11 protein-coding genes and 1 pseudogene are annotated in these 14,324 nt (G+C 62.3%); 6 read left to right on the top strand and 6 right to left on the bottom strand.

The annotated features are described in order from the left end of the window. The 3 genes and pseudogenes from ACTXGA_RS19745 to ACTXGA_RS19735 all read left to right on the top strand — a co-directional run. Nucleotides 1-114: pseudogene (locus ACTXGA_RS19745) on the top strand (IS5/IS1182 family transposase); the annotation flags it as partial. A 107-nt stretch (nt 115-221) separates the two neighbouring features. Next, complete coding sequence (hsdR, locus tag ACTXGA_RS19740) at nt 222-2,540, top strand: EcoAI/FtnUII family type I restriction enzme subunit R (RefSeq protein ID WP_443396334.1); 2,319 nt, start codon at nt 222-224, stop codon at nt 2,538-2,540. Between the two features lie 378 nt (nt 2,541-2,918). Beyond that, nucleotides 2,919-5,120 (top strand): NADP-dependent isocitrate dehydrogenase, encoded by a 2,202-nt coding sequence (locus tag ACTXGA_RS19735; RefSeq protein ID WP_443396333.1) that lies wholly within the window; start codon nt 2,919-2,921, stop codon nt 5,118-5,120. 66 nt (nt 5,121-5,186) lie between these two features. Here the strand turns inward: ACTXGA_RS19735 and ACTXGA_RS19730 are convergent, their stop codons facing one another. From ACTXGA_RS19730 to ACTXGA_RS19705, 6 genes are read right to left on the bottom strand one after another with little or no spacing between them, the layout of a single operon-like run. Beyond that, a complete protein-coding gene (locus ACTXGA_RS19730) occupies nt 5,187-5,570 on the bottom strand; it encodes a Na+/H+ antiporter subunit G (RefSeq protein WP_443396332.1) in 384 nt (127 codons plus the stop codon). A gap of 11 nt (nt 5,571-5,581) precedes the next feature. Next, nucleotides 5,582-5,851 (bottom strand): K+/H+ antiporter subunit F, encoded by a 270-nt coding sequence (locus ACTXGA_RS19725; RefSeq protein ID WP_443396331.1) that lies wholly within the window; start codon nt 5,849-5,851, stop codon nt 5,582-5,584. Next, nucleotides 5,848-6,339, bottom strand: a complete 492-nt coding sequence (locus tag ACTXGA_RS19720) for a Na+/H+ antiporter subunit E (RefSeq protein WP_443396330.1) — start codon at nt 6,337-6,339, stop codon at nt 5,848-5,850. Before ACTXGA_RS19720 ends, ACTXGA_RS19725 begins: the two co-directional genes overlap by 4 nt. 3 nt (nt 6,340-6,342) lie before the next feature. Next, a complete protein-coding gene (locus tag ACTXGA_RS19715; protein WP_443396329.1) occupies nt 6,343-7,956 on the bottom strand; it encodes a monovalent cation/H+ antiporter subunit D in 1,614 nt (537 codons plus the stop codon). Then, a complete protein-coding gene (locus ACTXGA_RS19710) occupies nt 7,953-8,303 on the bottom strand; it encodes a Na+/H+ antiporter subunit C (RefSeq protein WP_443396328.1) in 351 nt (116 codons plus the stop codon). Before ACTXGA_RS19710 ends, ACTXGA_RS19715 begins: the two co-directional genes overlap by 4 nt. A 1-nt stretch (nt 8,304) precedes the next feature. Beyond that, complete coding sequence (locus tag ACTXGA_RS19705) at nt 8,305-11,169, bottom strand: monovalent cation/H+ antiporter subunit A (protein WP_443396327.1); 2,865 nt, start codon at nt 11,167-11,169, stop codon at nt 8,305-8,307. 464 nt (nt 11,170-11,633) lie between these two features. Here ACTXGA_RS19705 and ACTXGA_RS19700 point away from each other — a divergent pair, with 464 nt between their 5' ends. The 3 genes from ACTXGA_RS19700 to ACTXGA_RS19690 all read left to right on the top strand — a co-directional run bounded on the left by ACTXGA_RS19700 (nt 11,634) and on the right by ACTXGA_RS19690 (nt 14,211). Continuing rightward, nucleotides 11,634-12,380: an HpcH/HpaI aldolase family protein gene (locus ACTXGA_RS19700; RefSeq protein ID WP_443396326.1), complete on the top strand. Its 747-nt coding sequence runs from the start codon at nt 11,634-11,636 to the stop codon at nt 12,378-12,380. Nucleotides 12,381-12,451: 71 nt separating this feature from the next. Next, the gene (locus ACTXGA_RS19695) at nt 12,452-13,351 is read left to right on the top strand and encodes an NAD(P)-dependent oxidoreductase (RefSeq protein ID WP_443396325.1); all 900 of its coding nucleotides are present in this window, start codon (nt 12,452-12,454) and stop codon (nt 13,349-13,351) included. Further along, on the top strand, nt 13,348-14,211 hold the full coding sequence (locus ACTXGA_RS19690) for a sugar phosphate isomerase/epimerase family protein (protein ID WP_443396324.1): 864 nt from the start codon (nt 13,348-13,350) through the stop codon (nt 14,209-14,211). The genes ACTXGA_RS19695 and ACTXGA_RS19690 overlap by 4 nt, the downstream gene beginning before the upstream one ends. Nucleotides 14,212-14,324 lie beyond the last annotated feature (113 nt).

The following is a 14,324-nucleotide window of genomic DNA, read 5'->3' as shown; positions in this document are numbered from 1 at the left end:
ATCATGTTCGGAAGACTCAAGGACTGGAGGCGTGTGGCCACCCGATATGACCGGTGCCCGAAGGTCTTCTTTTCGGCCATCGCCCTCGCCGCCCTCGTCATCTACTGGTTATGAATCCTGACCCTAGGAATGAACAACCTGTCGAGGTCGGCGGCAATGAAGCTCGATATGACTATCGTCCCGACGAAGCGGACAGACAATAACTGATCCGAGTAAACCTGATGAGCATTCACGACGAAACCGAAGCCGATACCCGAGCCGAGCGCGTAGACCCCGTCCTTGCGGCGTCGGGCTGGGGCCAGAACGGCTCCAAGGTGCGTCGTGAAGTGATCTGTCCCGGGCGCATACAGTCCGGCGGCACGCGGGGCCGGGGCCTCTCTGCCGATTACGTTCTGACCTACAAGGGCCAGAAGCTCGGCGTGATCGAGGCCAAGCGCGCGGGCAAATCCCACCGCGACGGGGTTGGGCAGGCCAAGGATTACGCCACCCGGCTGGGCTGTCGGTTTGCCTGGGCCACCAACGGGATCGGCTGGTATCACATCGACATGAAGGGCAAGGAGGGCGATACCGCCCCGCCTTTCCCTACGCCGGACCAGCTATGGAACATGACCTTTGGCGCGGCGAACCTCTGGCGCGACCGTTTCGGCGCGGTGCCCTTCGAGGACGGCGGCGGCAAGTGGGAACTGCGCTACTACCAGCACAACGCCATCAACGCCGCGCTGGAGGCCATCGCCAAGGGCGACCGCCGCATCCTGCTGACGCTTGCCACCGGTACGGGCAAGACCGCTATCGCCTTTCAGACCGCGTGGAAGCTGTTCCACTCGAAATGGAACCTGTCCGGCGAACCCGCGCGCCGCCCGCGCATCCTGTTCCTTGCCGACCGCAACATCCTCGCCGATCAGGCCTTCAACTCGTTTTCCGCCTTCCCCAGCGATGCGGTGACGCGGATCGACCCGGCGACGATCCGCAAGAACAAGGGCGCGGTGCCGAAGAACGCGAGCCTGTTCTTCACCATCTTCCAGACCTTCATGACCGGCGAAGGTGAACCGGTCTACAAGCAATACGACCCGGGGTTTTTCGACTTCATCGTGATCGACGAATGCCACCGGGGCGGGGCGAAGGACGAAAGCGAATGGCGGCAGGTGCTGGAGTATTTCGAACCGGCCTATCAGCTTGGCCTGACCGCCACGCCCAAACGCAAGCACAACGCGGATACCTACGCCTATTTCGGCGAGCCGGTTTATACCTACGCCCTGCGCGACGGGATCGAGGACGGTTTCCTGACGCCCTTCAAGGTGCGCCAGATGGCCAGCACGATTGACGAATACGTCTGGGATGGCTCCGACGAGTTGATCGAAGGCGAGGTCGAAGAGGGTGAAGAATTCTCTGAGAACGACTTCAATACCCGGGTGATCATCAAAGAACGCGAGTTGAGCCGAGTTCAGGAGTTCATGAGCCAGATCGACCAGCGCGAAAAGACGTTGGTGTTCTGTGCGACGCAGGACCACGCGGCGCTGGTGCGCGATCTGATCAACCAGGTGAAGGTGAGCAACCACCCGGATTATTGCCACCGGGTCACGGCAGAGGATGGCGCGGTCGGCGAGGCGTGGTTGCGGACGTTTCAAGACAACAAAAAGACCATTCCCACGATCCTGACCACCTCTCAGAAGCTCTCAACTGGCGTAGATGCCCGGAACATTCGCAACATCGTTCTGATGCGGCCCGTGAAGTCGATGATCGAGTTCAAGCAGATCATCGGGCGTGGAACGCGGACTTATCAGGGGAAGGATTACTTCACCATCTGGGACTTCGTGAAAGCACATCTGAACTTTCAAGATCCCGAGTGGGATGGCGAGCCTGACGATCCAGAACCACCAACCCCGCGCCCGCCGTCCGGGCCAAGCGATACTGACGATCCTTCCCCAAAGCCTGACGACGCGCCAGAAGACGACGAGAGGCCCGCCAAGATCAGGATCAGCCTTTCAGATGGGTCGGTGCGCGACATTCGATATCTGGCAACTACGACATATTGGAGCGCAGACGGACGGCCCATGACGGCGCAACAGTTCCTTGAACAGCTATTCGGAGATCTTTCCGGGCTGATCAAAGACGAGGACGAGTTGCGCCAGAAGTGGAGCAACCCCAAGACGCGGGTTGCCTTGGTCCAGCAGCTTTCTGATCGAGGTTATGACGCCGAGAAGCTGAAAGAGATCAGGCGCATGGCCAGCGCCGAGAACAGCGACCTCTTCGACGTTTTGGCTTACATCCTGTATCAAGCGGAACAGAAAACGCGTGAAGAGCGTGTAGAAGCTGCAAAGCCGGATGTTGATGGCCAAGAGAACGGTGATCTGCGAGAGTTGCTGGCAAGTGTCTTGTCAGCCTATGAAGAGCGGGGGTTCGAAGAACTCCAGATGGACAAGCTCGGCGAATATCTGACGGCGCGGTTCGGCGGGGTATCTGAGGCCAAGAGCAAGATCGGTGATTTGGGAGTCATCCGAGCAGCGTTCCTGAGGGTCCAAGAGGCGCTATATCGCCACTGACGGACGGATTTGGGGGTATATCTGGGGGTAAGCGAAACATTGCCGTATAACTATATGAATTAATTCAAGAGCTTATCTACTAAATGCCAGTCCCTTCACCGCACCACTTCTCTCCAACATAGAACCTCTTTTGCTGTTCGCAGCATGGGCGGCGGCTTGGCATACAAGCAGTCCGTTCGCAGGTCTTAGTGTGGCTGGCGCACGGACTTGTTCTCGTCGATTTGTCCGACGAGGCGGCTGCACCGCGCCGCCCCTTTTGACCGGTGACGGAAATCCGCCAAATGCGACACTGTATACATCGGCATACAGTAGACGCGCCGCCCCGTTTGTCCTATGCACGGGCCAAACCCGCCATCCATGTTCAGAAAGGCCGGACATATGACCGATTCCACGCCCGACATCATTTATACCACGGTTGACGAAGCGCCCGAGCTGGCCTCGGCTTCGCTGTTGCCGATCATCCAGAAGTTCGCCGCCGCCGCCGGTGTCAGCGTCGGGACCAAGGACATCAGCCTTGCGGGCCGCATCATTTCCACCTTCCCCGAGGCCCTGACCGAAGAGCAGCGCCAGTCGGACGATCTTGCCGCGCTGGGTGAGCTGGTGAAGACACCCGAGGCGAACGTGATCAAGCTGCCGAACATTTCGGCCTCGGTCCCGCAGCTGGTCGCCGCGGTGAAGGAACTGCAAAGCCAGGGCTACGCGCTACCGGACTACCCCGAAGAGCCGAAGACCGATGAGGAAAAGGCCGTTCGCGCCAAGTACGATACGCTCAAGGGCTCTGCCGTGAACCCGGTGCTGCGCGAGGGCAACTCTGACCGCCGTGCCGCCGCCGCCGTCAAGAAATTCGCCCAGAACAACCCGCACCGCATGGGTGAGTGGACCGCTGACAGCAAGACGCGTGTGGCGTCGATGCCGGGCTATGACTTCTTTGCCAACGAGGTTTCGGCCACGCTGGACAAAGCGGCCACAGCCAAGATCGTTCTGGAAACCGCCGATGGCGAAACCGTCCTGAAAGAGGGCGTGTCCTACCCGGCGGGCACTGTCGTCGACGCGACTTTCATGTCGGCCAAGGTTCTGGATCAGTTCCTTGCCGAGGAAATCGAGAAGGTGAAGGCCGACGGTACGCTTTTCTCGCTGCACATGAAGGCCACCATGATGAAGGTGTCCGACCCGATCATCTTTGGCCACGCGGTCAAGGCATGGCTGGCGCCGGTGTTCGAAAAGTACGGCGACAAGCTGGCCGAGCTGGGCGTGTCCGGCAACGCTGGCCTTGGCACCCTGCTGGAAAAGGTGAAGGGTGAACCGGACATCGTTGCCGCGATCGAAGAGGTCACCGCACAGCGTCCGCCGATGTATATGGTCGATTCGGATCGTGGCATCACCAACCTGCATGTGCCTTCGGACGTCATCATCGACGCGTCCATGCCCGCTCTGATCCGCGCAGGCGGTAAGGGCTGGGGCCCGGATGGCAAGGAGCATGACACCACCTGTGTCATTCCCGACAACTGCTATGCGCCGGTCTACGACGAGGCGATCGAGTTCTTCAAAACCAACGGAAAACTGAACCCGGCCACCGCCGGCACCGTTCAGAACCTTGGCCTGATGGCGCAGAAGGCCGAGGAATACGGGTCCCACCCGACCACCTTCGAGATCCCGGCAAACGGCACCGTCAAGATGATCCTCGACGATGGCACTGTGCTGCATTCGCACGCGGTTGAGGCCGGAGACATCTGGCGCTCTGCCTCGGCCCGCAAGGCGCCGATCGAAGACTGGGTGAACCTGGCCATCGACCGTCAGAAGGCCACCGGTTATCGCGCGATCTTCTGGCTGGACGAAACCCGGGCGCACGATGCGCAGCTGATCTCGATGGTCAAGCCGATCCTGGAGGCCAAAGGCGTGGCCGACATGTTCGAGATCATGGCCCCGCGTGAGGCTACCCGCGCGTCGCTGGAAACCATCACCAAGGGTGAGAACACAATCGCCATCACCGGCAACGTGCTGCGTGACTACCTGACCGACCTGTTCCCGATCCTTGAACTGGCGACGAGCGCAAAGATGCTGTCCATCGTCAAGCTGATGAACGGTGGCGGCCTCTTTGAGACCGGCGCGGGCGGTTCCGCTCCCAAGCACGTTCAGCAGTTGCAGGCAGAAAACCACCTGCGCTGGGACAGCCTGGGTGAGTTCTGTGCGCTGGGGGAATCGTTCAAGTTCCTCGCTGACCAGAAGGGCAACGCCAAGGCGCGTGTTCTGGGCGACGCGGTCGAGGTTGCCACGCAGGGCATTCTCGACAATGACCGTTCGCCGTCGCGCAAGGTCGGTGAGCCGGACAACCGTGACAGCCACTACTGGTTTGCGCGTTACTGGGCAGAGGCGCTGGCCGCGCAGTCCGACGACGCCGAGATGGCCGCACATTTCGCCCCCGTTGCCAAGGCTCTGGCCGATGGCGAGGCGGCGATTGTCTCCGAACTGGCAGCGGCGCAGGGTTCTGCGGCGGATCTGGGCGGATACTATCACACCGACCCGGCAAAGACCGCGGCAGTGATGCGTCCCTCGGCCACGCTGAACGCGATCATCGGCTAATCAGCTGAGAACGTAAAAGAAAACCGCCCGCCGGGGGAACCTGGCGGGCGGTTTTTTATGATTGGGTTACGCCGTGTCTTCGGTGGGCTCTGCCAGTTGTTCCGGCGGATCCTCGTAGATGGTCCAGCCATGTTCGCCGCCGGTTTCGGGCAGGTCCGATTTGCGCATCCGGGTCAGGATATGCGTGTGGGCGATGAACAGGGTCGAGATCGGCGCAGTCAGGAACAGGAACAGCGTGATCATCAACTCGTGGAACGAGAGGTGATCCTTGACCAGCAGCATATACAGCATCGAGGCGATCAACACGCCGCCGACACCCAGCGTCGTCGCCTTGGTGGGCGCGTGCAGGCGTTGCAGGGTGTCGGTCAGTTTCAGCAGCCCCAAAGAGCCGACAAGGCCGAAGATGCCGCTGATGACCAGAAAGGCAGAGACGAGGATTTCAACGATCATGGTCTTCTCCCTTATTCGATGATGTCGCCGCGCAGCAGGAAGCGGCAGTAGGCGACGGTCGAAACGAAACCCACCATGGCGACCAGCATCGCGGCCTCGAAATAGACGGCGGTGCCAAGGAAGATGCCGTAAAGCACCAAGAGCGCGATCACGTTGATGACCATGGTATCCAGTGCCAGCACGCGGTCCGCCTGACCGGGGCCGTTGATGATGCGCCAGAGGTTGAACAGCAGGCCCAGCCCGAAGCAGGTGAAGGCAAAGTAGAGCGCGTAGGTGATCATCCGAAAATCTCCATGAGGCGGGCCTCGTAGCGGGACTTGATGTCGTCGCGGACCCCGTCGGGGTCATCGGTGTGCAGGCAATGCACCAGCAGGTTGGTCCCGTCGGCGGCGACCAGCGCCGTGACGGTGCCGGGCGTCATGGTGATCGTCCCGGCCAGAAGGGTGATGGCCTCTGCCGAGGTCAGTTCCAGCGGAACGACGATCCACTTGGAGTGGATGTCCTTGCGCGGCTTGAACAGCACGATGGCGGCGACCTGAATGCTGGCGACGACAATGTCCCAGAGGACAATGAAGAAATAGGGGATCGCCAGAAGGGGCCGTTTTAGCTGCGGTCGTCCGGGCCAATAGGGCGCGGTGATCTTTGGGACGATGATGCCGAGGAAGGCGCCCAGAAGAACGTTGCCCGGCGTGACCTTGTTCACCAGCATCAGCCAGACGATCAGGAGGGCGAGGCTGAGCAGCGGATGCGGGAAGATGCGTTTGAACATGGCTCAGTGCTCCTCTTCCGCGTGGGGATCGGCGTCAGGCTTGGCGTCATGGCTGTCTGCCTTCTGGGGATCCTTCGGCTCCGGCTTTTCGACCGGGGCCAGAACGCTGTCGATGTAACCTTGGGGTTGGTACAGTTGCTCTGCCGCTGCCCGCATATATCCGGTGGCTGGCCCGGCCAGCGCCGCCAGCAGGGCCAGCAGCGCGATCAGTGCCATGACAGGCGCCAGTTCGGTACCGCGCGCCGGGTCAGGCAGGGGATCTGCGTCGATGGGGCCCATGCCGTCCGGCGTGGCGACGGAGGTGGATTTCCAGAACAGCATGCTGCCCGCGCGGGCAAAACCCACGATGGTGATCAGCGAGGTGATCAGGATCCCGCTCCACGCCCATGTCATCAGATCGGGGTCGCGTAGTGCATCAAGGATCAGCAACTTGCCTAGGAAGCCGGACAGCGGCGGCATCCCGGCCATGGCGATGGCGGCGGCAAAGAACAGCGCCGCGAACAGGCCGTTCTGTGCCAGCGGCGGCTGTACGTTCAGCCTGTCGTTGCCGCGCCGGGTGATGACCAGATCCGCCAGCAGGAACAGCGCCGCTGCCGAGAAGGTGGAGTGCACGAGGTAATAGAGCGCGGTTTCGGTTGCATAGGGGTCGGATGCAGCCACGGCCAGCATCAGCGTGCCCATCGACCCGATCACGGCAAAGGACAGCAGGGGCATCAGCCGCCGCGCGGCCAGCACGCCAAGCGCCCCCAGCACCAGCGTTACCATCGCCGCCGGGAACAGCCAGCGGTCCAGCATCCCCTCGATCGCGGGGGCACTGGGGCCAAAGGAAACCGTGTGAAGCCGGATGATGGCATAGGCGCCGACCTTGGTCATGATCGCGAACAGCGCCGCCACGGGGGCGGGGGCGTTGGCATAGGTGCCGGGCAGCCAGAACTGCACCGGGAACATCGCCGCCTTGATCATGAAGACCACCAGCAACAGAACCGCGGCAAGGCGCACCATCGCGGCGTCCTCTTGCGGAATCAGCGGCACCTTGACCGCCAGATCCGCCATGTTCAGCGTGCCGGTCGCGGCATACATCGTGCCAAGCGCAAACAGGAATAGCGTCGACCCGCCAAGGTTCATAACGACGTATTGCAGGCCCGCCTGCAACCGAACCTTACCGCCTCCGTGGACCATCAGGCCATAGGAGGCGATCAGCAGGACCTCGAAGAAGACGAACAGGTTGAAGGCGTCGCCGGTCAGGAAGGCGCCACAGATGCCCATCAGCTGAAACTGGTAGAGCGCATGGAAATGGCGTCCCTTGGCGTCCCACCCGGTGGCGATGGCATGCCAGAGCACGATCAGCGCCAGCGCCGTGGTCAGAAGGACCATCATGGCCGACAGACGGTCCAGAACCAGAACGATGCCAAAGGGCGCAGGCCAGTCGCCAAGGCGGTAGACGTGGGTGCCGCCGTCCGCCGCCCAGACCGCAAGGCCCAGCGCGATCAGGAACAGCGCGACGGTCGAGGCGGCAGAGGCCACCCGCGCCAGCGTGATGTCGTGGCGCATGATGTAGCCGATCAGCGGCGCCATCATGGCGGGCAGAACGACAGGAGCGATGATCCAGTGACTCATGCCGCGTCATCCTTTTCAGCGTCTTCGGTCATGTCGATCCTGTCATGCCCGGCTTCCAGGTAGGCCCCCAGCGCGAACATGACCAGAACGGCGGTCATGCCAAAGGAAATCACGATGGCCGTCAGGACCAGCGCCTGAGGCAGCGGATCCGTATAGGGCACATCGGCATATTTGTTCAGGATCGGCGGCGCGCCGATGGTCAGCCGCCCGGTCGAGAACAGAAAGATGTTCACGGCATAGGACAGCAGAGCCAGCCCAAGCACGACCGGGAAGGCGCGCAGACGCAACAGCAGGTAGACCCCGCCCGCGGTCAGCGCGCCAATGGAGCTTGCGACGATGAATTCCATCTCAAGCCTTTCCTTTCTCGACCATCTTCACGGGGCGCGAAGGGTCATAGTCCATGGGTTCGGGGTTCACGGTTTCACCGGCATGGCGCGCCATGCGGCTGAAGCTGTAGAGCATCAGCATCACGGCCCCCAGCACGGTGAGGAAAACCCCAAGGTCAAACAGCGCGGCGGTGGCCAGTTCGAATTCCTCGATGGGGGGAATGTGAACATAGCCGAAGGCCGAGGTGAGGAAGTTGGTGCCGGACAGCCATGCGCCCGCGCCGGTCAACCCGGCGATCACCACGCCCCAGCCGATCATCGCGTGATACTCCAGCTGCTGGCGCCGCATGGTCCAGGCAAAGCCGGAGGCCATGTATTGCATCAGCAGCGCGATGGAGAAGATGAGACCGGCGACAAAGCCGCCACCCGGCTGGTTGTGACCGCGCAGGAAGATGTAGATGCCGACCATCAGCGCGATGGGCATCATCACACGGGTGGCGACAACCATCATCAGCGGATGGCGGTCATGCGAGCGGTCGAAGTTGTAGCCGGAATTGCGCAGCCGCGCCCCGGCGGGACCGGACAGCAGCGATTCCATCAGCGCAAAAATGGCAAGGCCGGCGATGCCCAGAACGATGATTTCGCCGTAGGTGTCATAGCCCCGGAAATCCACGAGGATCACGTTGACGACGTTGGTGCCGCCGCCGCCCTTGTAGGAATTCGCAAGGTGGTATTCCGAGATCGTCGAGAAGTCGCGCGTCATGAAGGCATAGGACAGTGCGCCCACCCCCAGTCCGGCGGCGATGGCGATGGTGCCGTCCAGCGCGCGGCGTCCGTTCGAGCTTTCGGCCGGTGTGGTTTTCGGGATGAAATGCAGCGCCAGCAGCAGCAGCATGATCGTCACCGTCTCGACCGAGATTTGCGTCAGCGCAAGATCGGGCGCGGACATGTAGACAAACCCGGCGGAAACCATCAGGCCGATGACGCCGATCACCACCAGCGCGCGGTAGCGTTGGTGGTGCTGGGTCACGACCAGCGCCGTGGCCCCCAGCATCAGAACCCAGCCAACCGCAACCACCAGCGGCACCGGCAACAGGTCCCGCGTGGCTGGGGCGATATCCGCGCCGGAAAAGGCGATATAGCCCACCACAACGGTCGCTGCGACAAAGATGGCAAGGTAACGGCTGAGCGAACCGTCATGCAGCGTCTCCGAAATGCCGCGGCTGAGGCGGACACATCCCGCGATCACCGCGTCGAAGGCGGACTTGGCATAGAAGGGGCCCGAAGCGATCCAGAACCGGTCCAGCGGCTTGTGCAGCAGCAGAACGAACGCGCCGCCCACGATGGCGATGATGGACATGTAGAGCGCCGGAGTGACGCCGTGCCAGATCTTCAGGTGGGCATGGGTGGTGTGGCCGGTGACAGCGCTGGCGGCCATGTTCACCACATCCTCGGCCAGGAAGGGCGCTATGCCGATCAGGACCACGAAGATGCACAGGAATGCGGGCGACAGCCACATGCCTGCGGGCGGATCGTGCGGCTTGTGCGGATAGTCGTCGCGCACCGGCCCGCCGAAGACGTGAAAGATGAAGCGAAAGCTGTAAGCGACCGAGAACAGCGCACCCAGGGTGGCCAGCGCGGGCACGATCCACGGGTTTTCCCACCAGTAGGTGTGGCTTGCTTCCTCCAGCATCATTTCCTTGGACAGGAAACCGTTGAACAGCGGAATCCCGGCCATAGACAGCGCCGCGATCACGCCGATGGTTGCGGTGATCGGCATCAGGGCGGTAAGGCCGCCCAGACGTTTGATGTCGCGGGTGTGCGCCTCGTGGTCGATAATTCCGGCGGTCATGAAGAGCGCCGCCTTGAAGGTCAGGTGGTTGAGAATGTGGAACACGGCGGCAATGGCCGCCGCCTCTGTCCCAAAGCCCAGAAGCATGGTCAAAAGGCCAAGGTGCGAGACCGTGGAGAAGGCCAGCAGCCCCTTCAGGTCATCCTTGAACAGCGCGATGACGGCGGCCATGACCATGGTGATCAGGCCTACAGTGGCGACGATGTAGAACCACGCCTCTGTCCCCGCCAGCGCGGGCCACATGCGGGCCATCAGGAAGACGCCCGCCTTCACCATGGTGGCCGAGTGCAGGTAGGCCGAAACCGGGGTCGGCGCGGCCATGGCGTGCGGCAGCCAGAAGTGGAAGGGGAACTGCGCCGACTTGGTAAAGGCACCCAGCAGGATCAGGATCAGCGCGGGCAGATACCACTCGGACGCCTTGATCGCGTCGCCCGCCGCCAGAATATCCGTCAGGTTGTAGCTGCCCGCGATATTGCCAAGGATCAGCATCCCCCCGATCATCGCAAGGCCTCCCGCACCGGTCACGGTCAGCGCCATCCGCGCGCCCTGACGGCCCTCGGGCAGGTGTTTCCAGTAGCCGATCAACAGGAAGGAGGAGAGCGAGGTCAGCTCCCAGAACACCAGCAAAAGCAGGATGTTGTCTGAAATCACGATGCCCAGCATCGCGCCCTGAAACAGCAGCAGGTAGGTGTAGAACTGGCCGACCGGATCCTCACCGGACAGGTAGTAGCGCGCATAAAGCGTGATCAGCAGACCGACGCCAAGGATCATGCAGGCGAACATCAGGCCCAGCCCGTCCAGGAAAAAGGCCACCTCCAGCCCCATCTGTGGCAGCCAGGGCATGGACCAGGTGTAGACGGTGCCGTTCATCACGCCGGGGGCAAGCGTGCCCAGCATGATAAGGGCGAGGACGGTGGGAACGGCGGTGAATGTGGCGGTGGCGGTCCGCCCCGCCCGGATCATCACGCCGGGAACAAGCGCGCCGAGAAAGGGTAGCAGCGCGATGATGGGGAGAAGACTGCTCTGCGTGGTCATTGGCGTCTCCGCTGGATCGGGATGGTAATGATTTGTCCGGGAAGCCGGACAGGAATGCAACGTGGTATGCGCGCCGGGCGGGATGTGCCGCGGCTGCAAAGGGGTTGCCGGGTCGAGGGTTCAGCGCCTCGGAGCGCCGGTCCACGGATCGCGGAGGCCGCAGGGGCAAAAGCGGAAGAGGCCGAACGCCCTGCGGATCGGGTGCTGTCTGGATGTGAACCTCTGATCCGTCACGCTGCGGCCCTGTCCCCCTTTTTGCGCCTGATGCGCGTCCCTGACCCTTATTGTGGCCACAGACCGGTGTCCTGCAAGGCCAAAGGCGCGTTTTTTCGTCCGGTTTAGCGCCAACAGCGGCAGAGAGGCCGCGCCACTTGCTCCGCAACCGCACAGGGCAGCGCCGGAATTGTCGTTTGCGTGTGGTGACCTGTCGCGGCTAGGGTCGCGCCAGAACGGAGAGGACCACGATGGAATTGAAAAAGAATGCCTTTAAGGCTGCGATCCTGCAGGGCCAACTGCAACGCGGAATCTGGTGCAGCATGACGGATCCGCTGGCCGCCGAGATGATGGCGGGCTGCGGTTATGACTGGATGCTGTTCGACTGTGAACATTCGCCGATGGATCCGATCCGCGTGCTGCCGATGTTGCAGGCGGTGTCGGCCTACCCGGTGTCGGCCTTGTCGCGTCCGGCCTCGCTGAACGCGCCAGAGATCAAGCGCCTGCTGGATATCGGCGTTCAAACCCTTGTGATCCCCTATGTCCAGAACGCCGAAGAAGCCGCGCAGGCGGCGGCGGCTGTGGCCTATCCTCCGGCGGGCATTCGCGGCGTCGCGGGCACCACGCGGGCCACCAATTTCGGGGCGGTCAAGGATTACGCCACCAAGGCGCGCGATGAGATCTGCCTGATCGTGCAGGTGGAAACCGTCGAGGCGCTGGCAGAGATCGAGGCGATCGCAGATGTGCCCGGCATCGACGGGTTGTTCATCGGACCTGCCGATCTTGCGGCTTCGATGGGATATCCCGGGCAGCCGTCGCACGAAGAGGTGCAAAAGGCGGTCTGTGACGGCATCAAACGCATCCGCGCGGCAGGCAAGCCTGCGGGGCTGCTGACGATGGATGCGGCCTTTGGCCAGCGGGCGATCGACGCGGGCGCAAGCTTCATCGGGCAGGATCTGGACCTTGTGGCGCTGAAGCGCGGGCTGTCGCTGACCTGAGTTTTTTCTCGCCTCGTGATGTACTGCCGTTAATCTGGGCAGAACACTGAAAAACACGGGGAGGAAATGACATGCGCGTTGGCGTCATCGGCATGGGCGACATGGGCTCTGGTCTTGCAAGGAACCTGGTCAAGGCCGGGTTCCAGACCAGCGGATATGACCTGATTCCAGAGCGCAACGCGGCGCTGGCGGAGCGCGGCGGTACGCCCCTGAACAACGTGGGCGAGGTCGGCCGGGCCAGCGACGCGGTCTATGTCATGGTGATGACCGGCGCCGAAACCCGCGAAGTGATCCTTGGCAAAGGCGGATTGCGCGACACGCTGCCCCAAGGCGGTTGCGTGATCCTGACCGCGACGATCAAACCCGCCGAGGCCCGCGACATCGGTGCGGCGCTGGAGGGCAGCGGCATCCGTCTGATCGACAGTCCGGTGTCGGGTGGTTATCCCGGCGCGCAGGGCGGAACGCTGACCATGATGGCCGCCGCACCCGACGCATTGCTGGATGAATATGCGCCGGTCATGCAGGCGGTCAGCGCCAATATCCATCGGGTCGGCACGCGCCCCGGTGACGGGCAGACGGTCAAGGCCTGCCTTCAATCTTTGCTGGGGTCGATGTTCTCTGCCACCTTTGAGGCCGCGGCGCTGGCCGCCAAGGCGGGTGTGCCGGGACAAGTGATCTATGACGTCTTTTCGACCTCCTCCGGGGGTTGCGGGCTGATCAATAACGCGCTGGAAAAGATCATAGACCGCCAGTTCGAAGGCACCGGCAGCCATATCAACACCATGCACAAGGATCTGACCATTTCGATGGATCTGGGCGAGGAACTGGGTGTGCCGCTGCACACCGCCGCCGCAGCCATGCAGATCTTTACCGCCGGGAGGACGAAATACCCGAACGGCGACAACTGGATCTGCACCCGCGTGATCGAGGATATCGTGGGGGCGGAACTGCACCGCGCGGAGGCGAAATGAAACTGGGCGTGATCTGTGACGGGATCAGCCGAGATCTGGCCCACACGGTCGACGTGATGGATGAATTCGGCATCGAATACGCCGAGTTGCAGTTTGTCTGGGACGCCGAGGTGGGTGACCATTCTCCGCAGCAGGTGCGCGAGATGGATGCGCTTTTGCGCGACCGGGGGCATCCGGTCTGTTGCCTGTCGCGGCATATCTTTGCGGGTATGACAAAGGAAAACGTGCCGGGCGACGCGCTGCACGTGTCGCACATGGACGCGCTGAAGCGGGTGATCGACATGGCGCATGTGGTGGGCAGCCCGCTGGTGCGCATCATGACGCCGAAGAAGGAACAGATCCTCTGGGGTTCGCATGGCGCGGAACGATGGAACGTGGCGCATGGGGCATGGGACGCGATGCTGCCGCTGATTGCGCCTGCGGTCGATCTGGCACGGCAGGCGGGCGTGACGCTGGTGGTGGAAACCGGTAATGGCACCATGGTCAACTCCAACTGGACCGCGCGGCGGCTGATCGACGATCTGGATGCCAAGGATGTGCTGAAGATCCTCTGGGACCCGGCCAACAATTGTTGGTGCCATGAGACCTGTTTTCCCGATGGATATGACGTGGCCAAGGGCGGCTACCTTGGTCACATCCATATCAAGGATGTTCAGGTGGACACGCCCAAGGCCACGCTGGAGGTGCGCCCGATGGGGCAGGGGCAGTTGGCCGGGCAGTACCCGCCGCTGGCGGAGGCCCTGCGGGCGGATAGCTATGATGGCGTGGTTTCTTTCGAGAGCGTCTATCATCCGGGGAACGGCGATTTCGAGGCCGGGTTTCGCCAGAATGTCGGGGTGTTCAAGGCGTTGTTCGGATAGCGGGGGCGTTGCCCCCCTTGGCCTGCGGCCAATTCCCCCCAAGGTTTTTTTCGGCCCAAAGAAACGAATGCCCGGGGCTGGATGGCGGTCGGCGCATGGTTTTTTCAAATGTG

It is taken from the genome of Antarctobacter jejuensis (genome assembly GCF_052266595.1).
GTDB classification, from domain to species: Bacteria; Pseudomonadota; Alphaproteobacteria; order Rhodobacterales; family Rhodobacteraceae; genus Antarctobacter; species Antarctobacter jejuensis.
The sequence above is the reverse complement of the archived record's forward strand: the minus strand, read 5'-3'. Positions and strand labels throughout refer to the sequence as shown.

Excerpts from the sequence above, each read along its gene's own strand:
- hsdR (WP_443396334.1), top strand. The coding sequence starts at position 222 with ATGAGCATTCACGACGAAACCGAAGCCGATACCCGAGCCGAGCGCGTA.
- ACTXGA_RS19735 (WP_443396333.1), top strand. The coding sequence starts at position 2,919 with ATGACCGATTCCACGCCCGACATCATTTATACCACGGTTGACGAAGCG.
- ACTXGA_RS19730 (WP_443396332.1), bottom strand. The coding sequence starts at position 5,570 with ATGATCGTTGAAATCCTCGTCTCTGCCTTTCTGGTCATCAGCGGCATC.
- ACTXGA_RS19725 (WP_443396331.1), bottom strand. The coding sequence starts at position 5,851 with ATGATCACCTACGCGCTCTACTTTGCCTTCACCTGCTTCGGGCTGGGC.
- ACTXGA_RS19720 (WP_443396330.1), bottom strand. The coding sequence starts at position 6,339 with ATGTTCAAACGCATCTTCCCGCATCCGCTGCTCAGCCTCGCCCTCCTG.
- ACTXGA_RS19715 (WP_443396329.1), bottom strand. The coding sequence starts at position 7,956 with ATGAGTCACTGGATCATCGCTCCTGTCGTTCTGCCCGCCATGATGGCG.
- ACTXGA_RS19710 (WP_443396328.1), bottom strand. The coding sequence starts at position 8,303 with ATGGAATTCATCGTCGCAAGCTCCATTGGCGCGCTGACCGCGGGCGGG.
- ACTXGA_RS19705 (WP_443396327.1), bottom strand. The coding sequence starts at position 11,169 with ATGACCACGCAGAGCAGTCTTCTCCCCATCATCGCGCTGCTACCCTTT.
- ACTXGA_RS19700 (WP_443396326.1), top strand. The coding sequence starts at position 11,634 with ATGGAATTGAAAAAGAATGCCTTTAAGGCTGCGATCCTGCAGGGCCAA.
- ACTXGA_RS19695 (WP_443396325.1), top strand. The coding sequence starts at position 12,452 with ATGCGCGTTGGCGTCATCGGCATGGGCGACATGGGCTCTGGTCTTGCA.
- ACTXGA_RS19690 (WP_443396324.1), top strand. The coding sequence starts at position 13,348 with ATGAAACTGGGCGTGATCTGTGACGGGATCAGCCGAGATCTGGCCCAC.